At 47.2% G+C, this 25,176-nt stretch carries 22 protein-coding genes; 1 reads left to right on the forward strand and 21 read right to left on the reverse strand.

Translation table 11 applies throughout. The features are described 5' to 3' along the window. Positions 1-822 carry a mechanosensitive ion channel family protein gene (locus tag FOT42_RS06965; RefSeq protein WP_151889854.1) on the forward strand — a complete coding sequence of 274 codons (822 nt, stop codon included), beginning with the start codon at positions 1-3 and terminating at the stop codon, positions 820-822. On the opposite strand, the gene tsaB is transcribed toward FOT42_RS06965, so the two are convergent. The 21 genes from tsaB to sov form a co-directional block, all read right to left on the reverse strand. Beyond that, positions 819-1,496 carry a tRNA (adenosine(37)-N6)-threonylcarbamoyltransferase complex dimerization subunit type 1 TsaB gene (gene tsaB, locus FOT42_RS06970; protein ID WP_151889855.1) on the reverse strand — a complete coding sequence of 226 codons (678 nt, stop codon included), beginning with the start codon at positions 1,494-1,496 and terminating at the stop codon, positions 819-821. The two genes, FOT42_RS06965 and tsaB, sit on opposite strands and share 4 nt — an antisense overlap. A 16-nt stretch (positions 1,497-1,512) precedes the next feature. Continuing rightward, the gene (locus FOT42_RS06975; protein WP_151889856.1) at positions 1,513-2,862 is read right to left on the reverse strand and encodes a TolC family protein; all 1,350 of its coding nucleotides are present in this window, start codon (positions 2,860-2,862) and stop codon (positions 1,513-1,515) included. A 44-nt stretch (positions 2,863-2,906) separates the two neighbouring features. Further along, positions 2,907-4,022 (reverse strand): efflux RND transporter periplasmic adaptor subunit, encoded by a 1,116-nt coding sequence (locus FOT42_RS06980; RefSeq protein WP_151889857.1) that lies wholly within the window; start codon positions 4,020-4,022, stop codon positions 2,907-2,909. A 41-nt stretch (positions 4,023-4,063) separates the two neighbouring features. Next, complete coding sequence (locus tag FOT42_RS06985; protein WP_226789821.1) at positions 4,064-5,275, reverse strand: ABC transporter permease; 1,212 nt, start codon at positions 5,273-5,275, stop codon at positions 4,064-4,066. 47 nt (positions 5,276-5,322) lie between these two features. Continuing rightward, the gene (locus FOT42_RS06990) at positions 5,323-6,552 is read right to left on the reverse strand and encodes an ABC transporter permease (protein ID WP_151889859.1); all 1,230 of its coding nucleotides are present in this window, start codon (positions 6,550-6,552) and stop codon (positions 5,323-5,325) included. Further along, positions 6,545-7,246 carry an ABC transporter ATP-binding protein gene (locus FOT42_RS06995; protein ID WP_151889860.1) on the reverse strand — a complete coding sequence of 234 codons (702 nt, stop codon included), beginning with the start codon at positions 7,244-7,246 and terminating at the stop codon, positions 6,545-6,547. The genes FOT42_RS06990 and FOT42_RS06995 overlap by 8 nt, the downstream gene beginning before the upstream one ends. 99 nt (positions 7,247-7,345) lie before the next feature. Beyond that, complete coding sequence (locus FOT42_RS07000; RefSeq protein ID WP_151889861.1) at positions 7,346-8,455, reverse strand: efflux RND transporter periplasmic adaptor subunit; 1,110 nt, start codon at positions 8,453-8,455, stop codon at positions 7,346-7,348. A gap of 32 nt (positions 8,456-8,487) precedes the next feature. Continuing rightward, positions 8,488-9,744 (reverse strand): ABC transporter permease, encoded by a 1,257-nt coding sequence (locus FOT42_RS07005; RefSeq protein ID WP_151889862.1) that lies wholly within the window; start codon positions 9,742-9,744, stop codon positions 8,488-8,490. Positions 9,745-9,767: 23 nt separating this feature from the next. After that, on the reverse strand, positions 9,768-11,012 hold the full coding sequence (locus FOT42_RS07010; RefSeq protein WP_151889863.1) for an ABC transporter permease: 1,245 nt from the start codon (positions 11,010-11,012) through the stop codon (positions 9,768-9,770). 102 nt (positions 11,013-11,114) lie between these two features. Beyond that, a complete protein-coding gene (locus FOT42_RS07015) occupies positions 11,115-11,327 on the reverse strand; it encodes a hypothetical protein (protein ID WP_151889864.1) in 213 nt (70 codons plus the stop codon). A gap of 5 nt (positions 11,328-11,332) precedes the next feature. Next, positions 11,333-11,869, reverse strand: coding sequence for a DUF420 domain-containing protein (locus FOT42_RS07020; protein ID WP_151889865.1), 537 nt, complete (start codon positions 11,867-11,869; stop codon positions 11,333-11,335). Beyond that, on the reverse strand, positions 11,866-12,609 hold the full coding sequence (locus FOT42_RS07025; protein ID WP_151889866.1) for an SCO family protein: 744 nt from the start codon (positions 12,607-12,609) through the stop codon (positions 11,866-11,868). Before FOT42_RS07025 ends, FOT42_RS07020 begins: the two co-directional genes overlap by 4 nt. Further along, positions 12,590-13,222, reverse strand: a complete 633-nt coding sequence (locus FOT42_RS07030) for a hypothetical protein (protein WP_151889867.1) — start codon at positions 13,220-13,222, stop codon at positions 12,590-12,592. Before FOT42_RS07030 ends, FOT42_RS07025 begins: the two co-directional genes overlap by 20 nt. Positions 13,223-13,292: 70 nt before the next feature. Continuing rightward, the gene (locus FOT42_RS07035) at positions 13,293-13,676 is read right to left on the reverse strand and encodes a cytochrome C oxidase subunit IV family protein (protein ID WP_108424901.1); all 384 of its coding nucleotides are present in this window, start codon (positions 13,674-13,676) and stop codon (positions 13,293-13,295) included. 16 nt (positions 13,677-13,692) lie between these two features. Then, on the reverse strand, positions 13,693-14,667 hold the full coding sequence (locus tag FOT42_RS07040; RefSeq protein ID WP_151889868.1) for a cytochrome c oxidase subunit 3: 975 nt from the start codon (positions 14,665-14,667) through the stop codon (positions 13,693-13,695). A gap of 92 nt (positions 14,668-14,759) precedes the next feature. Beyond that, the gene (locus FOT42_RS07045; protein WP_151889869.1) at positions 14,760-15,341 is read right to left on the reverse strand and encodes a cytochrome c oxidase subunit 3; all 582 of its coding nucleotides are present in this window, start codon (positions 15,339-15,341) and stop codon (positions 14,760-14,762) included. 3 nt (positions 15,342-15,344) lie between these two features. Further along, positions 15,345-16,247 (reverse strand): heme o synthase, encoded by a 903-nt coding sequence (cyoE, locus tag FOT42_RS07050; RefSeq protein ID WP_151890016.1) that lies wholly within the window; start codon positions 16,245-16,247, stop codon positions 15,345-15,347. 168 nt (positions 16,248-16,415) lie between these two features. Then, the gene (locus FOT42_RS07055) at positions 16,416-17,120 is read right to left on the reverse strand and encodes an energy transducer TonB (RefSeq protein ID WP_151889870.1); all 705 of its coding nucleotides are present in this window, start codon (positions 17,118-17,120) and stop codon (positions 16,416-16,418) included. A gap of 66 nt (positions 17,121-17,186) precedes the next feature. Next, positions 17,187-17,522, reverse strand: coding sequence for a VanZ family protein (locus tag FOT42_RS07060; protein ID WP_151889871.1), 336 nt, complete (start codon positions 17,520-17,522; stop codon positions 17,187-17,189). A gap of 49 nt (positions 17,523-17,571) precedes the next feature. Next, complete coding sequence (gene gcvH / locus FOT42_RS07065; RefSeq protein WP_151889872.1) at positions 17,572-17,952, reverse strand: glycine cleavage system protein GcvH; 381 nt, start codon at positions 17,950-17,952, stop codon at positions 17,572-17,574. Positions 17,953-18,053: 101 nt separating this feature from the next. After that, positions 18,054-25,175: a T9SS outer membrane translocon Sov/SprA gene (gene sov, locus FOT42_RS07070; RefSeq protein WP_151889873.1), complete on the reverse strand. Its 7,122-nt coding sequence runs from the start codon at positions 25,173-25,175 to the stop codon at positions 18,054-18,056. Position 25,176 lies beyond the last annotated feature (1 nt).

Below are 25,176 nucleotides of genomic sequence, written 5' to 3' on the forward strand. Positions count from 1 at the left end.
ATGAAAGAATTGGAAAATTACCAAGAATACGTTGATCAAGCCATGGAATGGGCCTTTGGCATGCTTCCCAATCTGGTACTGGCCATCATCATCTTCTTTGTCGGCCTATGGGTCATCAGGTTCATCAACAAGCTTGTAAAGCGCTTTTTTGACAAGAAAGAATATGATCAAACCTTGGAATCCTTTCTACAAAGTTTTATCAGTATTACCTTGAAGTTCCTTCTTTTTGTGTTGGTGGTGACCCAACTAGGTGTCAAGACCTCATCCCTTGTGGCCATAGTGGGTGCTGCTGGTTTGGCAATAGGCCTGGCTTTGCAGGGATCTCTGGCCAATTTTGCCGGCGGGGTGCTCATCTTGATCTTTAAGCCTTTCAAGGTAGGGGATTTCATATCCGCCCAAGGTATTGATGGGACCGTCAAGGAAATTTCCATTTTCAATACCAAGTTGAGCACTTTTGGCAACCAGATCGCCATCATCCCCAATGGCCAATTGTCCAATGGCAACATCGTGAACTTTAATATGGAAGATACCCGAAGGGACAAGATCGACATTGGTATTGGTTATGGATCCAACATCAAAGAGGCCAAAGATATTTTGCTCAAAATCTGCGCAGACAATCCCAGCATCAATACGGAACCCGCTCCTGAAGTATATGTGGGCGAACTGGCGGATAGTTCGGTGAACCTTACCCTGCGTTTTTGGGCCAACAATGATGTGTTCTGGCCGGCCCACTTTTATGTGATCGAACAGGCCAAGTTGCAGTTTGATGCCGCTGGAATAGAAATCCCTTTCCCACAAAGGGTAATGCACAAGGTAGATTAGGATTTCTTCTTGGTCTGCAGGACAAAGTCCTTTAGGTAGTATGGCTCAAAATAGGCCACATCTTCAAACTGTCCTGCCTGATATTTTTGGTATGCTATAGGTCCCATCTGCTTTGCGGATGGGACTATTTCCCCATCAAAATAAAAGTTGGGATGTTGTATGATCTCTTTGCATTTTTGGGCACCACTGCCTATAACGAACACTCTTCTGTCCGACACAAAATCCGCAAATGAACTCTCCGTGATGATCTCTGCGCGGGTCTCCCTGACTTCTTCAAACTTCTCATCGTACACACAGGAATAGACCTCCATTCGTCTCGCATCGAGAACGGGAATGGCCAATTCCCCTTTTTCCAGTTTCACCTGATGGGCCATGCCCTGCAAAGTAGGTACGGAAATCAGGGGCAGACCCAAGGAGAAACAAAGTCCCTTGGCGGACGACACCCCGATACGGAGTCCCGTGTATGAGCCCGGCCCCTTGCTGATGGCAACGGCATCAAGGTCTGAAAATGACAAAGAAGCCTCTTCCAAGGCTTCTTTGATATATACGTGTAATTGTTCCGAGTGCGAATAGTCCATCGCATTGTTCTCTTTCAGGGAAATGGTTTCATCCCCTTTGGAAATGCTCACGGAGCAATTGGTGGTTGCTGTTTCTAAATTTAGTATTACGGCCATAGCGGCCACAAAGATACTAGTTTAGGGTAATGGGCATACCAAAATAGAACTCCAAAATTTTCAATCGGAAGATGTAGTCGTACTTGGTACGGATCACATCGGCCTGTGCGTTGTCCACCCTGGCCTGTGCCTGACCGAAATCGAAAGCGTTCATCAACCCATTGTCATAACGCTCCTTGGCGTAATCCAGGGCCAAAGTACGGGCCTCCAATGTCTTCAGGGCCGCTTCGTAGGCCTTTTCAAAAGTGCTGACATCCACATAGGCTTGTTGGATGGTGTTTTCAAGGGCCAACTTGTCCTGCTCCAATTGCAACTTTGCCTTTTCCAAGCTGATTGTGGAACGTTTTACATTGTTCTTTGTGGTCCATCCATTAAAAATAGGGATGTTCAATTGGGCTCCATAGCTGATACCATCAAAGATCCACAACTGATCGGTGAAATTTGGGGTATATACCCCTCCGTTCCCATCCGGGATCTGGGTCACATCGGAATATCTTGTGCCATACTGGAAGAAAGCTCCCAGGGTGGGCAGGTAGGCCCCTTTGGCAATCTTGAGGTCTTCCTTCGCCAGTTCCACATTGGATTCCGAGAGTTTGATATCGTTCCTGAAGGTCAATGCCGTATTAAAAATAACCTTTGCGGAATTGTTCAAGATATCGGAAGGCGGAATATCAAACTCTTCCTCTGCGATGTCAAAATTTTCATAATCCGTAATCTGCAATAATTGGGCGAGGTTGACACGGGCAATCAAAACGGTTGCCTCACCATTGACGATCTGTTGCTGTTGGTTGGCGGCCGTGGCCTCGACCTCCAATAGGTCACCTCTCGGCAATACTCCCGATTCCACCAATTCCTTGGTACGTTTCAGATCCTGCTCGGTCACAGCATATTGTGCCCTGAAGGTCTTCAACTGCTCTTTTCCAGAGAGTACCTGCAGATAGGCATTGGCCACGTTCAACCGAATATCGTCCTTTAGATTGTCCAGACGGTACTGGTTGGCAATGGCGTTCATCTTTGCCCGGTTCATTTGGTACACATTTCGAAGTCCATCGAACAAGGTGACACTTGACGTCAAACTTGCATTTACGTTGAACGCCGTACTGTTCGTGGGCAAGTTGTTCGTGGGGTTGATGGAGAAACCGGTGTTACTGGACGCCGATGTAGATCCACTCAAACTTGGAAGAAAATTTCCCAAGGCATCGGACTTGTCGATCTTTGCATTTTCCAGGTCCAGTTCAAACTGTTCTATGGTCAAATTGTGTTCCACTGCATACTCCACGCATTCCTGAAGGGTCCATTTGCGCACTTGGGCACTGGACATAAGAACGGTGAACAACAACAGTAAGGTCGTTATACTTCTTTTCATTCGTTTTTTGATTTTCGTTTGTTCACTATTTTGATGGATGGTCATCAATTAACGTCGTCAGATTTTTTCTCCAACTTGTTCCATACCTTTATCTTGGCATCTTCTTCGATTCCGGACACCACTTCCACATCGATTCCATCACTTACGCCCAATTCAAGCTCTTTGCGTTCAAACTTGTTCTCACCAACCTCAACCTCCACATAGGGTTTTTCGGTATCCTTATCGAATTGCAAAAGGGCCTCTTTGATGGAAAGTACATCTTTTTTCTCTTCGAGGACGATAGAGGCATTGGCACTGTAGCCTGCACGGACATAGGCAGTACTGTCCGGTATTGAAAGATCACCCTCTATCTTGAACTGGACAGCTCCTTCTTCCTCTACGCCTTTTGGCGCGATGAACTTCAATTTGGCATCAAACTTTTGTGATTCCAAAGCTCCCAAACTGATTTCCAAGGGCATTCCCACGCTCAATTTGCCCACTTCGGCCTCGTCCACTTCCCCTTCAAAGATCATTCTGCTCATATCGGCAATGGTGGCAATGGTTGTACCTTCATTGAAATTGTTACTTTGTATCACCTGATCCCCTTCCTTCACCGGGATTTCAAGAATGGTCCCGGATACGGTAGCGGTGATATTGGTATTGGCACTCACAGAGCCTCCTGCAGATCCTTTTCGGATGATCTGGTAATCGGCCTGGGCATTTTTCAGTTCCTGCACGGCTTGATCATAGCTCAACTTCAAGGTGTTGAAATCTTGACTGGAAATCACGCCCTTGTCAAAAAGGGCTTTGTTCCTGTCAAACTCTATCTTGGTGTTGTTCAAAGACAGTTCTGCTGTGCGCACCCTTCCGGCTGCCTGGTTCAACGACTGTTCGTTGGGCACTACCTTGATCACTGCAATAAGATCCCCAGCCTTAACCTGCACCCCTTCTTCCAAAAGAATCCTGTCTATGATCCCTGATATTTGGGGCTTTATGTTGATTTCGTCCTCTGGAATCACCTTACCCGTAACAATCACCTTGTTGATAATGTCCTTACGTTCGGCAGTCTCCGTCTTATAGAGTTCCACAGGTGTACTGTTCTGTTTTAGAAAGTAAACAATGGCGGCCATTATTCCTACGACCACTGCTCCGATCAATGCGTACTTTACATACTTGTTCATTATTGCTTATTTGATTTCGTTATTTATTTGTGTTGATTGTTCTATTCTTCTCTCAATGCTTCTATAGGTCTTATCTTTACGGCCCTGTTGGCAGGCAGGAGCCCTATGAGCACACTAAGGCCGACCATCAGTAAAAATGATATGATGAACTGGGGAATACTGATCATGGGATTCACGAAGGGGAAATCGTCCCCACTGCCCCACATGGAATTCATGATGGACAATATCCCCACGGATATGGCAAATCCTACCAGGCCTGCAAATGCTGTCAATACGATGGCTTCCAATACAATCTGGCGCTTCACTATTTTTGGCGTGGCCCCCAATGCCCTTCTCACCCCTATTTCCTGTGTCCTTTCCTTTACGGTGATCAAAAGGATGTTACTGATGGCTATCACCCCCGCCAAGAGCGTAAAGATGCCCACGAAAAAGGAAAATCCTTGCAGTACCGTGGTAAAGGCACTGATATTGTTGAATATCTCCGACATGTCAAAACTGCCTATGGCACGTTCATCATTCGGATGGATATCGTATTTGGCCTTCAGGATGTCCTTGATCTGCCTTTCCACAACGGCCACTTGGGTGTTGGGTTCCACCGCTATGGCCATCCACCCCATACGATCTCCGGAATTGAATGCTTTCTGAAAGGTGGTAAAGGGTATGAAAACGGCATTTTCCCCATCTATGTTGATGTTGTTGTTGGGTTTGTACATGCCCACCACAGAAAAATAGACGCCGTTGATACGAATATCCTGGCCAATGGCCTTTTCCCCTTTTTCAAAGAGCAGTTTATAGGTCTCCTCCCCTATGACACATACTTTTTTGGAGTGATCGATATCGGTTTGGTTCAAGAACCTGCCCTCTACCAATTTCTTCTTGGTGATATCGTCTATTTCCGGGTAGTCGCCATAGACTGCGGAACCGCTTGTCCTTCCGTTGCGGTACACGGTCACAATATCACTATGGCCTGCCAGTTCAATCCTTGGAGCCAATACCTCGATTTCAGGAATCTGTCTTTTCAATATATCGGCATCCTCAATTTTATAGCGGATCCTCCTTCCCCTCTCAAAACCTTTATAGGGCTCTGAAGTGGATTGTCCCCAAACAAAAAGGCTGTTGGATGCAGTGCCCGCAAAAATCTTGTCAAACCCATTGCTCATTCCATTGGCAGAACCTAATAAAAGGACCAATATGATCATCGCAAAGATAACCCCAAGCATGGTCAAAAAGGTCCTGAACATGTTCTTGCCCAACGTATGAAAAATTTCTATCCACAAATCCCTATCAAATAACCACATAACTATTTATCACTTAGTGCAACAATGGGTTTAACATTTGCGGCCTTCATTGCAGGAATCAAGCCTGCCAATACACCGGCAACGATCAATATGATGGTGGCCGTTACCACTGTAGAAAGATTTACCGAAGGATTGCTGAATGCCGGCGTCTGGAACATGGGACCAACTCCCGCCAAGATTATCCACGCAAAGAACAGTCCCACAAAACCGGAAAGCGAGGTAATGAAGACTGATTCCAGCAAGACCAGATTGATGATTTGGCGAGGTCTGGCACCGAGCGCCTTTCGCACGCCGATTTCCTTGGTCCGCTCCTTGATAGTGAACACCATAATGTTCCCAATGCCCACAATGCCCGAGATGAGGATCAAAAAGCCCACACCGATACCAATACCTTTGAGCACGGCGGTAAAACTGCTGATGTTCTCAAAAGCCTCGGCATAGTTCCAGACATAGAGTCCGGCTTGGTCTTCTGGATCTATTTTGTGCCTTCTTTTCATCAGGTCTTCCAACCTTCTCGAAAATTCCAATGCTTTGGTGAGGTCATAGGTCGGATTATAGGTCAGGGCAATCATGTTGATGTCGTTCGTATTGCCATAAATCCGCTGATAGGTACTTATGGGGGCATAGATCCTACGCTCGGCATTGTCATCACCATCATCGGTGAAAATCCCTATCACCCTGAAGGGCAACCCATTGAATTCCACAAATTTCCCCAGAGGGTCTTCTGTCTTAAAAAGATCTTCGGCCACTTTTCTGCCGATCACGGCCACCTTTGCCTTGTTGACCACATCTGCTTCGTTGATATATCGTCCCGCAATCACCAAGGTCTTCTCTATGGCCTGATGGTCTGGATGGGTCGCCTGAACAAAGTAGGAACCGGTCTCACTTTTATATTTCGCTGTAGCATTGGCATTGTACCTGGCACTGATGTATTCGATATCGTCAGGAAAACTTTGTTTGATGTACTCGAGGTCATCATTTTTGAGCTGGATCCTTCGATTGGCCTCAAAACCTGCATAGGCCTTGGAAGTGGTACCGGGCCGGACAAAGATGGAGTTCGTGGCATCGTCATTGAACTGACCCACAAAACCGTTCTCCATGCCGTTCACCGAAGCGAGGAGCATTACCAAGATGAATATGGCCCACCCCACGGAAAACCCCGTCAAAAAGGTCCTTAGCTTATTGGTCTTAAGCGTGTTGAATATTTCCTGCCAAACATCGCGATCAAACATACTGCTCTGCCCTTACTTGTTCAATTTTTTTGTCCTCTACGATCACACCGTCCTTCAAGTGCACAATACGCTTGCACATGTGCGCGATGTCCTCCTCGTGGGTCACCACCAAAATGGTGTTGCCCTCATCGTTGATTTTCTGGATCAAATCCATGACCTCGTATGACGTTTTACTGTCCAAAGCCCCTGTTGGCTCATCCGCCAAAAGCACTTTGGGTTCAGCAGCCATGGCCCTAGCTATGGCCACCCGTTGTTTTTGTCCCCCGGATAGCTCGCTGGGCAAATGCGTGGCCCAAGGTTTCAGTCCCACCCTGTCCAAGTATTTCATCGCCTTCTCCTGACGCTCCTTTCTGGGGACTTTTTGATAATATAAGGGTAGTGCCACATTTTCAAGGGCACTTTTATAATTGATCAAGTTAAATGACTGGAAGATGAAACCCAAAAACTTGTTTCTGTATTGGGCCGCTTTGGTCTCACTCAGGTTTTTGATGGGCACGTTGTCCAAGGTATATTCCCCTGAATCGGCTCCGTCCAACATCCCTAAAATATTGAGCAAAGTGGATTTTCCCGATCCCGAGGACCCCATGATGGCAACCAGTTCGCCATCGTCCACTTTAAAATTTATCCCTTTCAGCACATGAAGGGAGTTGCTCCCCATGCGATAGGATTTATGAAGATCTTTGATTTCTATCATGATTGGTGATGTTAGCTATCTTTTTGTAACCTCTGACTGTAAGACAGGCAAGTTGATAATTTGTTACAAGAATTATTGAAATTTTTTGTTAAATGATTTTTAATTGGTTTGTTCTGTGGCGATTGCGTTCCATATTTTGACCTTGTCATTGGCCGCCACCCCAGATTTCACCTCAACATAAATGCCATCACTGACGCCCAGTTCCACATCCCTACGCTCAAATTTTTGTGCAGCGGTCTCCACTTCCACAAATGGTTTTTTGGTATCGTTGTCAAACTGTACCAAAGCCTCTTTCAGGGCCAAAACACTATCTGCCCGTGCCAAGATGATGGAAGCATTGGCACTCAGTCCCGCCCTTATGAAAGTGGTGTCCCCTTTTTTCAAGGAGCCCTTGATCTCGAATTGGATGGCCCCATTCTCTTCTTTTCCCTTGGGTGCGATATAGTCCAGTACCGCATCAAAGACACGGTTCTCTATGGCCCCAACAGTGATTTCCAAAGGCAGGTCTTCTTTTATTTTCCCCACTTCGGATTCATCCACCTTGCCCTCAAAGATCATTTTGTCCACATCGGCAATGGCCGCAATGGTGGTCCCTTCATTGAAATTATTGCTCTCGATGACCTGGTTCCCCACTTCAACGGGCACCTCAAGGACCATACCGCTCACCGTGGCACGGATCATGGTATTGGCCGCACTACTGAGACCGCTCGTAGTCCCGGTCTTCACGATATCGTATCGCTTGTTCGCCGCGCCATAGGCCTGTTTCGCCTGATCATAGGTCACCTGTGCCCTATCCATATCTGCCCGGGATATGACCCCCTTGGCAAAGAGTGTGGACTGGCGTTCGAAGTTTCTCTTTTGATCTTCCAGATTGATCTTGGCCTCGTCAATGGCATTTCTTGCATCGTTCAGGGCAGAAAGGTTGGGCACTACTTTGATCTTGGCCAACAGGTCTCCCGACTTTACAAAATCCCCTCCTTCCACAAAAATCTCTTCAATGACCCCGGATATATTGGGTTTGATCAACACTTCTTCCAAAGGAAGAATGCTTCCCGTGGCCACAGCTTTTTTGACTATGGTCTGCGTGGAGGGTGTCTCTGTTTGATAGACCACCGGATCCTCTGAGTTCTTCTGGTAGAGATAGTACATGGAGCCACCGAACACGATCACGATGAGCAACAAGATGGCAATGGTTACCGATTTTTTCATTGTATGCTATAATTTATTTGATTGATTTACTTTTATTCCGTTCGTAATGCCTCAATGGGCCGCACCCTAATAGCGCTCTGGGCGGGGATGAAACCTGCCAATAGGCCGGACACCATCAAAATGACCAGTGCCCCCGTTACCACCCCAACACTCACACTGGGACTCATGAACATATCCACGGGACCCACGCTATCCAACAGGGAATTGATCCCATAAATGACCAATGACCCAAAAATGATGCCCACCATTCCTGAAATCAAAGTAAGGAATATGGACTCCATCAATATCTGTTTTTTGATGGACCACGGCTGTTCGCCCAAAGCCCTTCGGATACCAATTTCCTTGGTCCGTTCCTTTACCACGATGAGCATGATGTTGCTCACCCCGATAATGCCCGAGAGCAGTACCATGATCCCCACAATATAGGCGACCGCCTTCAATGCCCCAAAGAGGCTCTCCACCCGGTTGTATTGTTCATAAAGGTCAAAATAGCCTATGGCACGGTTGTCTTCGGGATGGACCTTGTGCCGTTTTTTCATTTCGTCGATGATCTTGTCCTTGAGCTGGGAAATGGAGCTGCCATCGTTTGCGGTGATGGCCATCCATCCTACATTTTCCCCTTGGTTGAAGGCCTGCGAGAACGAGGTGAAAGGGACAAAAATTTCCTTCTGTCCTTCCTCTCCACCACCACTGTTGTTCTTTTTATAGGTGCCGATCACCATAAAGTTCACTCCTTGGATCTTGATGTAGCTCCCCAGCACTTCCTCGTCCTTTTCATAGAGGTCGTTCTTGACCCCCAGCCCGATCACGGCCACTTTCCTCTTTTCATCAATGTCATTATAGTTGATGAACCTACCAGAGGTCACTGCCATCGGATCCTGGTTGATGATTTCCGGATAATCCCCATACACATTGAAGGCCCCGGTCCGGATTCCCTTGACCACGTTGTTGTTCCCACCAAATCCACCCAATTGGTTCCTTGGGGAAATAAACCTGAGATTGGGCACATTGTCCCTGATGGCCTGCACATCGCTTATCTTAAAATTGAACCCCCTTCCTTGGGGCAATCCTTCGTAGGCCTTGGTCGTGGCCCTTGTCCACATGAACATGGTGTTCGTGGCCGTGTCGCCAAAGTCCTGCTTTATACCATTTTCAAGTCCCTTCCCGGCGGCAAGCAGCACAATCAGTATAAAAATACCCCAGCAGACCCCAAAAGCCGTGAAGATGGTGCGCCACACATTGCTGGTGAGCACTTCCAGGATTTCCCGCCATCTATCCCTGTTGAACATATTGCTTGTTTTTGTAAGATTCTTTATTCATCTCGCAAGGATTCGATTACCTGTACTTTGGCCGCCCTCCATGCAGGCACAAAACCGGCCAAGGTCCCTGCCAGTATGAGGACCAGCACCGTGGAAAAGGCTACTTTGAAGTTCACGGACGGGTTGAGAATATAGTCCACCTCAATGTTCGGGCCGACCAGTTCGAGCAGGGCCATACTGAAGATCAATCCCGTGAACCCCGAAATGGCGGTCACAAAAATGGCCTCGTGCAAGATCATGGCAATGATGGACCATGGCTTGGCCCCCAATGCCTTTCGTATGCCAATTTCCCGGGTGCGTTCCTTCACCACGATCATCATGATGTTGCTCACCCCCACTACCCCGGCGATGATGGTACAGATACCGACAAACCAGAAAAAGAGTTTTATGTTGTTGGTAAGGCCATAATAGCGTTTGGCCTCTTCCATGGCACTCCAGACTTCCATCGCCCCTGTATCGTCCGGGGCAACGGTATGTACCTGCTGTAGGTATTTCCGCATGTCATCCTTGAAGTTTATGGCCTGGGCCACTGCTTCGTCAAAATTTTCCACGGGAGGGAGTGTAAAGGACATGTTGTTGATCCTGTTGCCTCCATTGAATGCTTTTTGGGCCGTGGTTATGGGAATGTAGATACGCTCCTCTTCGCGATCTTCCATTTCCTTATAGACCCCGATGATCTTGAAGGGAATACCGGATATGTCCACAAACTCGCCAATGGGCGAATCCACTTTGTTGAAGACGTCCTTTTTGATCTTGTTGCCGATGACGGCCACTTTGCCAGCTGAAATTTCATCTTGATAATTTATGAAACGGCCTTCCAACATGGAGGCGTTCTCTATGAACTGGAAATCCGAAGCGACTCCCTGCACGCCATAGATGAGGGCTTCCTTTCCATAGTTCACACTGACTCCACGCACAAAGATCCGGGAAGATCCACGTTCGATGATATTCTTGAACATGGCACTCGATCTATCAAAATTCTCATTGACCAACTGGATGCGCCTCCCTGGATTAAGCCCCTTGTATTCCTTGGAGGTGACCCCAGGCCATACCCAGACACTTGTGGACGCATCTTGCTTGAACTCTTGTTCGATGCCATTGCGCATACCCTGTCCAAAACCCAGAAGAATCACAAGAATGAAAATTCCTGAGGCCACGGAAAGGCCTGTTAAAAAAGTGCGCAGTTTGTTCTTTCGTATGGTGTCAAATATTTCTTGCCACCTTTCCAAGTCAAACATAGGTCAGTGTTTTGATTGATGAAGTACATCTTCTGTACCCTTATAAGATGATCGAGAACACCAAATGTTACACTTCAGGGGGAAAAAATATCAAAATCGGGTTCAACCCCTCATCTTTCTGTATATAAAATAGAACAGTCCGGCCACCAAGAGATAGGGAAATGCCATAAGGTACACTATTCCATTATTGATGCCCTCCGCCGTCTTGCCATCGGCCCCACTCTCCACTACTGCGCGGCACATGGCACACTGGGCATCCACCAAGGAGGGAAACGCCAACAGCAACAACAGTAAAAGGAGATATTTTGCTTTCATGTGGATCAATAGGGGTAATAGGGGGAAATCATGACATAGACAATGACGCCTGTAATGGCCACGTACAACCAAATGGGAAAGGTATATTTGGCCCATAGCCTATGGCTCTCAAAATCGTCCAGATATACTTTTGAATAGGTGATCAGCACCAAGGGAATCACGGAGATGGAAAGCACAATGTGCGTCATCAAGATGAAGTAATACACGTACTTTATAGTTCCCTCGCCGCCGTACATGGTGGTCTCCGAGGTCATGTGGTAGGCCACGTACATGATCAGGAACAGTGCGGAGAATATAATGCAGGTGGTCATCAGCTTTTGGTGCAGCGAACGCTTTCCATTTTTAATGGCAATAACAGCAATGACCAGCATAATGGCCGTCAAACCGTTAATGGATGCATAGATGGGCGGAAGGAAACCCAATGGTTTGGCATTGGGGATCTTGTATCCGAAAAGTAACGCCACCACAATGGGAACGGCAATGGATATGACTGTGATCCATTGGTTGAACTTTTTTTCCCGCATAGAAATGTCCTCGGTCATTCTGCCAATAATTTTTTGATGTCCTCTTTTAATAGGGTGATCTGCTGGGCCTCTCCCTCAGCATTCACTCCTTCTTTTTCAGTGATGGTGCCCCTGTAATAGATCAAGGGGTTCCCAAACTTATCCTGACGGGAACGAATATAGCCATTTTTGTCCACCAAAGCGAACATTCCCGAATGCTCAAAACCACCAGGTGCGTCCTCTACTTCGTTGGCCACAATATAGAAACCTTCCTGGGCCAATGTGTATATCTCTTTCTGGTCTCCGGTGAGCAAATGCCAATCCTTGTCCACTATGCCATATTTCTCGGCATACTTTTTAAGCACTGATGGGGTGTCGTACCGTGGGTTGATGGTAAAGGATGCCACTCCAAAATCCGCATCGTCCTTGAAGGTTTTTTGCAGCTCCAGTAGATTTTTGGTCATTATGGGGCATATGGTGGGGCAGGTGGTAAAGAAAAACTCCACCACATATACTTTTCCCAGATAATCCTTGTTGGTGACCAGCACGCTGTCCTGGTTCATAAATGAGAATTCGGGGACTTGTCGTTTTTTGCCCTCGTTGATGACAAACCCGACCTGTTGCTCCACCGAAGCCACACTCATACGGTCGTTTTCCACAATAGTCCCCCCTTTTACCCTCTTGGTGATTTCATAAACGGCAAATGTGCCGAAAACGAGAATGATCGCCGAGACCCAAACGTAGGTATACTTTTTCTTGTTATTTGCTCCTGTCGGCATTGTTCTTTTTTAAAGCGAGTCTATATTCTGCCAAGATGATCTTGACATCATCTTCCATTTTGTTGTTCAATTCCGCTACCGAAGAGGTATCAAATCCATATTTCAGCCCTTCGTCCTCATCATCTTCCCTTCCCCTAAGATTGCGATCCTTGTCAATAATGAACGCATAGGGTGTGGAAAGGTCAGCGTCCAGATCGGTGTTTGTTTTCAGTTGCTTGAAAAAGGCCTTTATCTGTTCCTCTTCCCCAAAGGTAAAGTGCCATTTGTCCACATTGGATAGCTTTCCCAGTTCTTCTTTGAGGGCATCGGCCTGTGCTTCCTTCCCTTTGGGAACCACCATTACCACTTGAAAATCGGTGAACTCCCCAAACCTTTTGTAGATCTTTTGGTTCAGGTTGAAGGCATTTCCTTTCATACTGTCCACTTTGGCCCCCATAAACCCTAAAATGGTGATCTTGCCGTCCAAACTGACCTCTTGCCCCATTGCGGGCACATCAGGGATTTTTTCCGTTAGCACAGGCAGTTTTCCAAAGTTGTTGACCCCAGATGCAAAGAACAGATAGGCCACCAATGGAAACACGAACAGCACCACTAAGACAAATGTTTTTTTCATAGCCTTTCCCACTTTGCAAAAATAAAAAAAGACGGTTGGAAAACCGTCTTTTATAGCTGTTAATACTTTCTTAGAAATCCCATGTTATGAATCCATCCTTGTAAACATTGTACACATAATCGGCTTCGAACAGCAGTATGAATATCAAATAGCATATCAAGAAAATAGGGGTCCAGACAATGGCCCTACGCAAGGAGCTTTTCTCATCGCGCAAGTGCATGAAATCCCATGCAATGTAATAAGCCTTTACCAAGGTGAGGACGATGAAGATCCAGTTAAGAAGCTTCATCCCCAGAAAATGACTATGGGTAAGTGCCCTGGGCTTAATGATACCAAAGGCCACCTCGATTGCGGTAATTATGGTTAGAAAAACCAATACCCCCCATATCTTCTGGGTGTTCGATTTGAATTTTACAAGTCCTCTGAAAATCTCAAGTTTATGATCGTGTGCCATTTATATCGTCAATTTTTTATACCAAGTAAAAGAATGTAAATACGAATACCCATACCAAATCCACAAAGTGCCAGTACAGACCTACTTTTTCCACCATTTCGTAATGCCCCCTGCGCTCATAAGTACCCAAGATGACATTGAAGAAGATGATAATGTTGATCACCACTCCAGAGAATACGTGGAATCCGTGGAACCCTGTAATAAAGAAAAAGAAATCAGCAAACAATCGGTGTCCATATTCGTTGTGGACCAAGTTTGCACCTTCCACCACTTGTGTGGCCTCCATGATCTTTTCCAAAGATCTTTTTCGGTCCAAAACTGTCTTTTCCCCTTCTTCGTTCACATACTCGGTACGGATAAGGATATTTGGGGTGGCCTTGAAACCTTCCACCACTTCGTTCAACGAATAGGAAGTCTTGTAGCCTTCCCCTTGGAACCAGATTCCTTCGCTGCTCACGTGCTTCACACGCTCTTCGGGCAGGGTCTTGGCAAAATCGGCCAAAGCGGCCCTCTCCCCGGTCTCTGCATCCACAAATTGAAGGATCCTTCCTCCTTTGGTCTCTACTGCACCGTAATCCCCTTTGATAAAAGTGGCCCATTCCCATGCCTGTGACCCCACGAATATGGCACCACCGATGATGGTCAGGAACATATAGATCACGACCTTGCCCTGCTTCATCTTATGTCCTGCATCCACGGCAAGTACCATGGTCACGGAAGACATGATCAGAATAAAGGTCATGAAGGCAACATAGTACATGGGGTAATTCCCATGGAAAAAGGGTACGTGGGTGAACACCTCATCGGCAATCGGCCAAATGTCTATGAACTTGAACCTTGAAAAGCCATATGATACCAAAAAGCCAGAGAAGGTCAAGGCATCAGAGACAATGAAAAACCACATCATCATTTTTCCATAGCTAGCGCCGAGCGGTTTGTTTCCACCTCCCCAAACGCTTTCTTCTGTACCGGTAGTCACCGTTGCATCCATATAAAAGGTCGTTTTATTAAAACTTTCACAAATTTACACCTTTTGACATATTTGAAAAGATAAACTTGAACGAAAACTGTTTTGTCCAAGATTTATTTCACGAAATACATGAAGAGGATCAAATACACCCAAAGGAAGTCCAAAAAATGCCAAAATGTGGCACCGAGTTCCATCCCCAACATGTCCCCGGGCATGTATTTTCCCCTGAGCTGCTGCACCAACACCACCAAAAGGGAGATAAGTCCTGCCACAAGGTGCACTATGTGCACTGCCGCTATGAGGAACACATAGGACATCTTTATGTTGCTCGTTGGACCCGTAAAATAATATCCGTTCTCCAACATCTGGGAAAAACCCTTGAACTGGAAAATTATGAACGAAATACCAAGGGCCAAAGTGACCAATAAAAAGATGGTCCCCAACTTTTGATCATTTCTTCCCACTGCTTTTTTGGCCACGAAATAGGTAATGCTACTCAAAATAATGATGGCCGTACTGATGAAAAAAGCCTGGGGCAGTTCCAGGTCACTGATCCAATCTTCCCGCTTGCTGCTCACAATGTAGGCGCTGGTCCATCCCGCAAAGCCCATGATCAAACTTACAATACCGAACCAGAGCATCATTTTCTTCGCCCTTCTGTTCTTTTCTTCTGCCGTTCCTTGGGTCAAATCCATTTCTTAACTGATAAATTTATCCATTACATATACCACCTGGATCAATGATATGTAGGTAACGCTTGCCAACATGAGCTTTCGTGCCGATGCATTGTCCCTCTTCTCATACAGTCTGAAGGCAAAAAGCAACATGACCAGACCTGCCAAAAACACGATCACTGCCGCCGTGACCGACAATTGCAATCTCCCCGTGAATCCAAATACAGGGACAATGGAGATAACAATCATCCAAATGGTGTACAATATGATCTGCATAGCGGTTCCGGTATCCTTGTTTCCCGTGGGCAGCATTTTGAAGCCTGCTTGTTTATAATCTTCGTCCAGCATCCAGCCCAATGCCCAAAAATGGGGAAACTGCCAAAAAAATTGGATCATGAAGAGCGTTCCTGGTTCAATCCCAAAATCGTCCGTGGCAGCTACCCATCCCAACATGAATGGAATGGCCCCCGGAAAGGCACCCACAAATACCGAAAGGGGTGTCTTGGTCTTTAGAGGCGTATATACACTGGTGTACAAAAAGATGGAGATAGCGCCGAACATGGCTGTTTTGGGGCTCAGGGCCAAAAGCGACAACACCCCGAGTATGGTCAATGTGACCGCAATGGCAAGTGCAGTTTTTGGCGACATGCGCCCTGATGGAATGGGACGGTTCTTGGTCCGTTTCATCAAAGCATCGAGGTCTTTTTCAATGATTTGGTTGTATGCATTGGAAGCACCGACCATGCAATATCCGCCAAAAGTCAACAACAATAAGGAAGTTACACTTACCTCATAGGCACCCAAAAAATAACCCGCAATGGAAGAAAAGACCACACTGACGGCCAGTCTGGCCTTGGTGATTTCCTTAAAATCGGAAAAGACCAAGGAAAATGAGGTGCTTTTAACGGATCCTACTGCAGATTTCATCCACGAACTGAATTGACTGGCAAAGATAACGCCGGCATAGATCTTTTGCAACCAAAGGGAAGGTTTTATGATAGTTCCCCGAAATATGGTCGTTACTGCCATAAAAAAAGCCCCGACGTTTCCATCAGGGCTTTTTCCATTCCTGCCTCGACAGGAATCGTATACTTATTATTGTAACTTAAAGGTAATCGGAATACTGAACGGCACCTTTACCGCTCTTCCCCTTTGCTTTCCTGGGGTCATCTTGGGCAACTTTTGGATGATCCTCAAAGCCTCGGCCTCCAAATTTTTATCCGGTCCGCGCATTCTGATATCCCCGATGCTTCCATCTTTTTGGATCACGAAGATCACGCTCACCCTACCTTGGACACCCATTTCTTGGGCGATTTCAGGATAGCGGAAATTTTTACGGATGTGGTCCTGCATTTTCTCTTGGAAACAGTCCTTTTTGTTGGCCGCGTTTTCACAACCTGGAAAAACAGGTACATCCTCGATAACGGCAAATGGAACACTGATATCTTCTTCTACCTCTTCCACCTCAACTTCTTCGATTTCTATGACTTCTTCTTCTTGGCTGGTCTCTGTGGACTCGATCACGGTTTCCTCAACCTCTTCCTCATCTTCCACAACCTCGATGACCTCCGGTGCCGCAGGTGGCGGTGGTGGCGGTGGCGTCTTGATCTGTTCGGTCATTGGGACTTCTTCGTCCAACTGATCTTCGACGTTCATCGAAATGTCATAATCGTTAGCCTTGTCGTATTTTTTCCACTCCATGGCTCCATAAACCAACGCCAAGACAGCGGCCAACCCTATCACAAAATAGAGCGAGCTGTTTCTTCCTACGTCAGCTTTTGGATTCTTTTTTGGTTCCATCTTTCTAAATTTAGTGTTTGCTAATTTAATTATTAATTGGTTAAATAAACAATTAAAATTTCCATTTTAACGGCTTTCCTTGGAAAAAAACCACCGAATCAATCCAATTCCTACAAATGCCCCTAAGGTATTCGCGACAACGTCCCCAAATTCGGCCATACGGTCTTCCGTGAGCGTATATTGTAAAACCTCAATAACTATGCCATAGGATATGGCCAATACCACAATCACCCTTGTTGCCTTTCCCATGGACCAAAGTCCTTTGGTGCGCTCCCGGACCAATAGACAACCAAGGATGGAAAAGACCAAATAGAAGGTAAAATGCACTATCTTGTCCGCATACGGAACGTTCAGATTGCCCTCGTCGAGATCCATATCCGAGAAAGAAAATAAGCTGAGCATTGTGATGAACAATACCCAGCTTATGAACAATATGGTGTATCTGTAATGCCTAAGCACCAATCAATGCCTTGTAATCTTCGTCGCTCATCAAATCATCGACCTCGGAAGGATCGCTGATCTTGATCTTGATCATCCAGCCTTCGCCATAAGGATCGGTGTTCACTTTTTCGGGCTCGTCCTCCAAAACTTCATTGAACTCGATGATCTCACCGCTCAAGGGCAGGAAAAGATCGGAAACGGTCTTTACCGCTTCCACGGTACCAAAAACTTCTTCCTTATCCAGAGTTTCATCCAAAGTCTCCACCTCCACATATACAATGTCACCCAATTCGCCCTGGGCAAAATCGGTGATGCCCACAGTGGCAATGTCCCCATCTATCTTGACCCATTCATGGTCCTTGGTGTACTTCAATTCTGACGGTATGTTCATTATAACAGTGTTTGAATTTGTTGATGGGCAAATGTAACGGATTGCAGGTTGCTTTTCAAACAAACCGACGAACAAAATTCAAGAAATTCCCACTAAGGTCCTTAGTTCCCGAAATTGTACCGGAGGGTAAAGCCCGCATTGATGGTGGTCTGCGGAAATGCCGTGGAAACCGCAAATTCCGAGAAGGAGTGGTCGTAGAAGAAAAGGGCGTTCAAACTTTTGCTCAGGGCATAGTCTGCCGTGAACTTGACGGACATGAGCTTTTGACCCGAAGTGATCTGGTTGTTGTCGATGTCCAAATTGCGGATGATGGTGATGTTGTCCCGCAACGAAAGATCGGCCTTGAGGTTAAGATCTCCTTTCAAACGGGTCTTTTCCCCGCCAATGTTGGTAACGAATTTCACATCCTTGAACCTGTAACCCAAACCAAGGGTATATTCCTTTCCGTTGATTTCCGTGAGCAGATTGTTGTCGAAGCTGAGGGAAAGTGTCCTGTCCGTTCTTACCTCAGCCAAAAAGCTGAAGGAATTCTGCATTTCAAAGTCCATACGCATCAACGGATTGAACTGATCGGTGAGCACCACGTTGTTGATCAAGGTCTCAGGCAGCACATCGTTGGTCTCCGGATTGATGGAAGTGTTCTGTCGTTCCAAATTAGTCTGGAACTGGTTGATGCTATAGGCCGCACGGTAGCCATGGCTCAAAGAGAACCGTTTGAATTTCTTCTTGAACCAACGGTTTTTCATCAAACCGGTATATTTGATGTTCCAGTTCGGGATCGGAATGTCCCTAAAAGCATCCAGATTCACCCGGTTAGCGTCCTGCCCAGTGTAGGCCGCAAAGAAAGCAGGGAGCAATACCTCCTGCTGGGTCTTTCCATAAAGTTCAGGGAACCCATCCTCATCAAGTGTACCTGGATTCTGCCCACGATCGGCCACCAATCTGTTGGCGATGGTGATTCTGTTCTGTTTGAACTGCTCAAAAGTCTCGGAGTCGAACTGATCGCTCTTGTTGAAAATGGTTCCGATCATCACTGTGGAAATGCTGAAATTCCCCATTTCGTTGACCAAGCCATCTTCAAAATTGATCCATCGCTCAGGACTGTAATTTTCCTGTGAATTGCTTGTAAACTGTCTGTCCGCCGTCAAATCGATGGTCAGGTCCTGCGTCGGTTGCGCGGTAGCGGTAAGGTTCAACTGTTTGTTGGCACTCCTTATAAATTGTGAGTTGTACTCTGGATAGGTGGTCAACCACCCGTTTCGGGCAGCTTCGTAGCGCACATCGGACTGGCTTCCGAACACAAATCCAAAGGTTGGGCGTGTGGTGCCTATGAACCCAACGGACTGGGTATAGCCCGGAAGCACCGTTCCCCTGTTCTCACTATAGTTCACATTGACACGCTTGACCATCGTCACGATGTCCACCAAGGTATTGAAGCCTTTACTTGTCTTTTTCGGAGCATTTTCATCGGTGCCACTCACCGGATTGCCCGCTTTGTCCCTTCGTACGGGAGGTTGGTTGGCCAGTACCTTGCCGCCCTTTTTCTTCAACCCCAAAAAGTCATAGAATCGCTGCATGCTCAAATTGGCCGTCAGGTTGTGGGTGCTGGCGTTCTGTACAATGTTGATGTTCTCCCCTGCCACTTCGATCAAAGCATCCCCACCACGTTGCCAATCAAAATTGCTGGTGTAGGTATATTGTGCGTTGATGAAATTGAGGAACGGAAACTTACTGAAGGGCAGCTCGTAGTTCAATTGCATTTGCTGGGCATGCCTGTTGGGCTCCCCAATATCAAAGAAGCCATCCCAAAGGCCGAGTGTTTGGTCAATGCCCGAATCGGGATTTTCATCCACATTAAAATAGTTACGGACAATATTGTTGTTGGAGGCCGTCAGGTTCAACCTAAGGGATTTGGTGATACTGTAATTGAGGGCATATTGCCAGTTGAACATATAATTTCGTTGCTGCAACAAGGGAAGTTCCAACGCCTCCACCCCAGGCTCCAACACATCCCTGAACCGTTGTTGGTTGAACGCCCTGTTGTAGTTGGCGTTCACGGAAAGACTGGTGGGCAACACATTCAAGTTCAAATCCTTCAACCACTGCCAGTACTTGCTCATGAACAGGGAATCTTTTTTGGCAAAGGGAGCAACAGGAGCTGGTTTGAAATTATGGTTGTACACAAATCCGGTGGTCACATTCTGATCTTGAAGATCGGCCACTTCAAAATCCCTGTGACTGGTCTCGTTGTATGAATAATTAAAGGTAAAGTTCTCAATGTCGAAGAAATTCTCCTCAGCTTCTTCCCCTCTATTTTTTCTGACCCCAATAAGGTTGATGCTGGTCCGTTTGGTATAGTCCTCCGCTTGCTTTTTGATGGTCTCCGCTTCTTCGGCAGTAGTGGTGGCGGCAATGCGGTCGTCCAGTTTCAAATCGTCGTACACGGGATCGAATTCAGGTGTGATCAAGGTTTCCGAAATCCCATAGTTGAACGGCAACTGTATGTTCCATTTTTTGGGTAATAGTTGTCCCACGTTCACATTGGTGACCACATCGTAGGAAATGGCATCTTCCCTGGAACGCTCGTTCGGCATTTGATCAATGGAACCAAATCCTGATGTACTCTTGCTCCCCGTAGCGGAAACATTGGCAAAATCGGCCATGTTGGCGTCCATCGCCACAATCGCTGCCCAACCTCCGTTATTATCAAGGCCGGCCAACCGAAGTTCGTTGAACCAGACTTCGCCCCGCGCGGGAACGTCATCGATATTCTTGATACCGACCATCATCCCCCGGATGCTTCCCAACGAGGGGTTACCCCGTATCCCGATACGCACCACACCCAATGCCCTGGGCGCAAATTCTTCCACGGGAACGGCCTCCCCATCCACAATCTCATAATAATTGACATCGTTCAACGTCTGTTCTGCAATCCCCCTGGACTTTACCTTGTTCAAATCGCCCAGTGCAACATCCAACTCGTTAACCGAAGGCCAAATCTCTTCTGCAGATGTGGAACCAAATGGGGTGAACTGGAGCGGTATTTCCAATTGATAGAAGTTTTCCGAGAAATCCGTCCCTATCCGAAGGAAACCGACCAAGGGTGTATCGCTATCAGAATAGTCCCCGTTCATTATTTTTTCGGCGTGCATGAACATCTTGATGCGCTGGTATTGGCGCACATCGATGTTCACGTTCTTGAACACACCACGTGAATCCTCGGACTCCAGGTTTTCTACCACGAACGACAACGACTGCTCGTTTTGGCGGATGATGGTGTTGTTGTTGTTCAATTGTTCCCTGATGACTCCAGGGGGCAATACATAAGGAATGGGTTGCCTTCCATAATTTTCTTCAATGTTCACCGTGTTCACGTCGGTCACTGTGGCGTCATCCGTGGGATCGTTGTCCACATCGGGCTGCAAGGAATTGGTATAGGTCCTCCAATCGCCACGCACCAAATCCAAGGTCGCAAATCGCAATACCACATCATCCGAAAAACCGGTAAGATACATCCTCATGAAACTGATTGACCTAAAATCGGCGATGCCTCCCACGGCATCGGTAAAATCACTCAATGGAATCTTGTACTGGATCCACCTTCTGTTCAATTGGGTGCCATTGGGAAGTGTAGGCGTCATTCCCTCCCGGATATCCGTCACATATTTATCATCAATAGTGACATTAGGACCTATCGGAATCCTGTATTCGTAGTAGCTGTTCACCGTGTTCATGGTAAGGTCCCTGTCAATGTCCTCCACATCGGGCAAGGTAGTGGACCCCCTATTGGTGTTGGTCACGGCCACGGGCGAGTTTCCCTGTGTATTGTTAAAGTCCAGATAGCGTTCCAACACGCCACCTTCACGGTTCAAATAATATTGGTAGTTGTCCAAAGCGGGATCCTCGGCAGGGCCATTATAAATGGCGGCTTCGGCAGCATCGTTCAGACCGTCCAGACCCACATCCTGAAGAGCCCTGTTGGTCTCATCCGCATCAAAGGCATACACCAAGGACTGCGTGGAGGGCACTTGCCCCCATGGGGTTTCGCGAGGAATCTCGTTGTTGGTACTTGCCGGCAATCCATTCTCATACTGCTTGCGGCCGTCCCTCAATATATCTTCTGAAATGTTGCCCAGGTTGAGCACCAACTCCCCTGCATTCGTATTGGTTGTCTCACCGTCCACATAAGGATCGAGCACCCAAAACTGCACAAACTCCACATTGGACTGTTCAAAGTTTGTACTGCTCAATGGACGCATGATACCCGCCCATTTGTTGGCTGCGGTTTCGGTCTCAAAACTTGGGTTGGCATTGTAAGGCCCCTTTTGATTGGGATAGTACACAATGTCCAACGTGCTCTGCACCTGTGTCTGTCCTTGTGCAATGTCCGTTTCGGTGAACACCTCGTCAATGAACACCCTCCGGGTCGAGTTCAGGGAAATATCGTTATCGGACAGTCCTGATGGTCGTTGGTTGGTATAAAAAATAGGGTCGATGGTGTACCAAGCCATTTTGGCCCGCTCATGACCCACATCAATTCCAGTGCGGTCCTGTAAAAATTCAACCGGCGGGCTGGCCAAGGTCCACCCCAAGGAAGAACGGATATCTATCAAGGCCTGCGCACCCTCAAAATCGTCGAGATAGGTGGTGGTCTCCCCCCTGAAATCGGCATTTTTGGGCGAATTGGGCTTTAAAAAGGCCACCTCTCCTCGCAAGGACATATTGGAAGGCACATCGGTATCGATATTTGGTAACTTGTTCGCCAATCGGGTCAAAAATGGCAGCTCCGTACTGAAGTTTCCGTTCAATCCGAAAATGGTATTGTTGACGGGCTCCACCCCGTAATTCGATTTTTGGGTAAGGGGTCGCTCGTTCAAATTGAGCATGGTACCTCCCAAAACAAAGTTTTCATTGAACTTGTGTTCCACATTCACCCCTGCAAACCTTCGGGTCTGTTGGCCAAAAACGGCGTTGTTCTCCACCGAAATATTGATAGGGGTATCGGATGCCGCCAAACTGGGGTCCAAGATCTGTACCGTCCCCGCCTGATAGTTCACGGTGTAATCAATCCCTTCCTGAAGCTGGCGCCCCCCGGCAGTGACACGCACGGAACCCCTCGGCACGTTGAAAGCCCCGATCGGAATACCATTGTTCCCTTGGGACTTGTACCTTCCCTTCAGCTGGAAACGGTTCTTTTCCGCATCTTGGAGCGAAGCAGCCTTGGTCTTGGCATACATGTTCCTGAACACGTAACGCCTTTGGTTGGCGTTGTATCCTTGGTCGTTATTGACATCATAGACCCCACCGCCCAACTCGTTGAACAGGAATTCCCCAAAAGGCTCCACCTTGGTAAAAATGATCCGACCGGACTGGGAATCCACGGTTATTCCTTCATAATAATCGAAAAAGCCATCGCCCCCGGGCTGTACATCGTTATACACGTTCAATCGGTCCAAGTTAAAGACCCTCAATAATATCTGGTCCTCCAGTCCTGCTGGCCAACCTGCGTTCGGGTCCACCGGGGTAATGTAGTTCCTCGGTGTGGGATCGGAGTATAGGATGTTCAGTTTGAAGTCTTCCTGGCTCAACTGATAGGCTCCTGTGGAGTATATGTTTTTCATCATCAAGTCCCAAATGGGGTCTTCCACATTGGTGATGTTGCTCTTGAGCAGTTTCAAGATCAAGGTGTTGTTCTCGATAATGGGATTGACACCCCCCGATACCGTTGTGGCATCGACCCCTCCGTTGGCAAATTCCCCAACCTGGAATACCTGCCCGTTTATGGTGTATTGGAAAGCGACCCCAAGCACCTCGTCGTTGCTCAAGCTCTGGCTCAAAGAGATGTAGCCCAATTGGGTGTTGAACTGATAGTCCCTTCCCTGTTCCAGTTTCCGGGCATTTTCCAAAATGGCATAGTCATACCCTTGGTTTACCTGATATCCCGGAACATTGAACCCGGATTCCACGGTGGCTATGTCCCGAATGGACTGTGTCAACGCACCCCCGTTCCCAATGAGCCTTGGGTCATAGTCGTTGGCCCCGTTCTGTGGCAATACATCGGTGCCCATGATGTTGAAGAATCCTGCCGGGGCTCCATTGGCAATCCCGATCCTCGTTTTTTCGCGTCCATTCCTTCCCAGTTCCGATTCTCCCAGATCTTGGATGGCCACCACGTTCCTCACATTCTGTGTCTGTTGGTTTCGGTTGGTCACCCAGACCTCCAAACGGGTAATCTGCACTTGGCTCTGTATGAACGGATAGTTCTGGAGGGCACGGTCATAATTGTCCCTGAAATAATGGGCCAAGAAAAAGTGACGGTCCTCATCATAGTCCAAAGCGGTGAGGGAGAATTCGTTCAGCGTTCCCCCGCCTTGGGCCACTACGGTGTTGTTCTGCGAGCGTTGTTCGGAAAAAACGGCGGTCACCGTGGTCTTCCCGAACTGTAATTGTGTCTTGACCCCGAACAAACTCTGCGCCCCTGTGATGAGCGAACTGTTCAAGGGCATGTTCACGTTACCTATCTCAATTTTGCGGAGAATGTCATCTTCCGTAGGCGTATAGTCCAGTTTGACAAGGTTCTGGAAATCAAATGTGGCCTCGGTGTCATAATTGGCGGTCACCTGGAGGCGCTCTCCTACCTTTCCCAAGAGGCTCAGGCTGATGCGTTGGTCAAAATCGAAAGAGAGATTGGTCCGGTTTCTGGGCGAAAGGGCCGGATTGTCATTTTTTTGCCACAGCACCCCAAGATCCATCGCCACGGAACCCTGTGGAATCACTTCAATGGTGTTTCCCCCAAAAATGGATTCAAAGAAATTGTTGTTCACATAAAAATTGGGCAAGAGATTTTTTCGGGCTTCCTCACTGCCTTCCTTTCTGCCTGTGAAAGCATCTATTTTTTGTTTGAAATAGGATCTCATCTGCTCCTTGCGCACCAGTTCATAGTACTGTTCCGGAGTAAGGATGATGGGATGGTTGATATTGAAATCCCCAACGCTTTCGGTATAGATGTACCGATCGGTCTTGGGATCGTAGGTATATTTGGCAATGATGCTGTCCGGATTTTCCAAAATGAGGCGACCAAGCTCGACCCCCATCTGCAAGGAATCCTGAGCCTGTTCGTTGGTCTCCTGTCCGAAAATTGTGGTTATGGACAAGAAACAAACCACAAAGAAGAAGTACTTAAAGCTTGTTGGTTTAAGTATTGGTTTTGCCCCTTTTTTCAAA

The sequence above is a fragment of the Flagellimonas hadalis genome (genome assembly GCF_007785775.2).
GTDB classification, from domain to species: domain Bacteria; phylum Bacteroidota; class Bacteroidia; order Flavobacteriales; family Flavobacteriaceae; genus Flagellimonas; species Flagellimonas hadalis.

Coding starts and splice junctions, on each gene's coding strand:
- FOT42_RS07030 (WP_151889867.1), bottom strand. CDS start 13,222: ATGAAAAAAACATTTGTCTTAGTGGTGCTGTTCGTGTTTCCATTGGTG.
- FOT42_RS06980 (WP_151889857.1), bottom strand. CDS start 4,022: ATGAACAAGTATGTAAAGTACGCATTGATCGGAGCAGTGGTCGTAGGA.
- FOT42_RS06995 (WP_151889860.1), bottom strand. CDS start 7,246: ATGATAGAAATCAAAGATCTTCATAAATCCTATCGCATGGGGAGCAAC.
- FOT42_RS07055 (WP_151889870.1), bottom strand. CDS start 17,120: ATGGAACCAAAAAAGAATCCAAAAGCTGACGTAGGAAGAAACAGCTCG.
- FOT42_RS06990 (WP_151889859.1), bottom strand. CDS start 6,552: ATGTTTGATCGCGATGTTTGGCAGGAAATATTCAACACGCTTAAGACC.
- FOT42_RS07040 (WP_151889868.1), bottom strand. CDS start 14,667: ATGGATGCAACGGTGACTACCGGTACAGAAGAAAGCGTTTGGGGAGGT.
- FOT42_RS07010 (WP_151889863.1), bottom strand. CDS start 11,012: ATGTTTGACTTGGAAAGGTGGCAAGAAATATTTGACACCATACGAAAG.
- FOT42_RS07015 (WP_151889864.1), bottom strand. CDS start 11,327: ATGAAAGCAAAATATCTCCTTTTACTGTTGTTGCTGTTGGCGTTTCCC.
- FOT42_RS06965 (WP_151889854.1), top strand. CDS start 1: ATGAAAGAATTGGAAAATTACCAAGAATACGTTGATCAAGCCATGGAA.
- FOT42_RS07025 (WP_151889866.1), bottom strand. CDS start 12,609: ATGCCGACAGGAGCAAATAACAAGAAAAAGTATACCTACGTTTGGGTC.
- FOT42_RS07045 (WP_151889869.1), bottom strand. CDS start 15,341: ATGGATTTGACCCAAGGAACGGCAGAAGAAAAGAACAGAAGGGCGAAG.
- FOT42_RS07020 (WP_151889865.1), bottom strand. CDS start 11,869: ATGACCGAGGACATTTCTATGCGGGAAAAAAAGTTCAACCAATGGATC.
- gcvH (WP_151889872.1), bottom strand. CDS start 17,952: ATGAACATACCGTCAGAATTGAAGTACACCAAGGACCATGAATGGGTC.
- FOT42_RS07005 (WP_151889862.1), bottom strand. CDS start 9,744: ATGTTCAACAGGGATAGATGGCGGGAAATCCTGGAAGTGCTCACCAGC.
- FOT42_RS07060 (WP_151889871.1), bottom strand. CDS start 17,522: ATGCTCAGCTTATTTTCTTTCTCGGATATGGATCTCGACGAGGGCAAT.
- cyoE (WP_151890016.1), bottom strand. CDS start 16,247: ATGAAATCTGCAGTAGGATCCGTTAAAAGCACCTCATTTTCCTTGGTC.
- FOT42_RS07000 (WP_151889861.1), bottom strand. CDS start 8,455: ATGAAAAAATCGGTAACCATTGCCATCTTGTTGCTCATCGTGATCGTG.
- FOT42_RS06975 (WP_151889856.1), bottom strand. CDS start 2,862: ATGAAAAGAAGTATAACGACCTTACTGTTGTTGTTCACCGTTCTTATG.
- FOT42_RS07035 (WP_108424901.1), bottom strand. CDS start 13,676: ATGGCACACGATCATAAACTTGAGATTTTCAGAGGACTTGTAAAATTC.
- tsaB (WP_151889855.1), bottom strand. CDS start 1,496: ATGGCCGTAATACTAAATTTAGAAACAGCAACCACCAATTGCTCCGTG.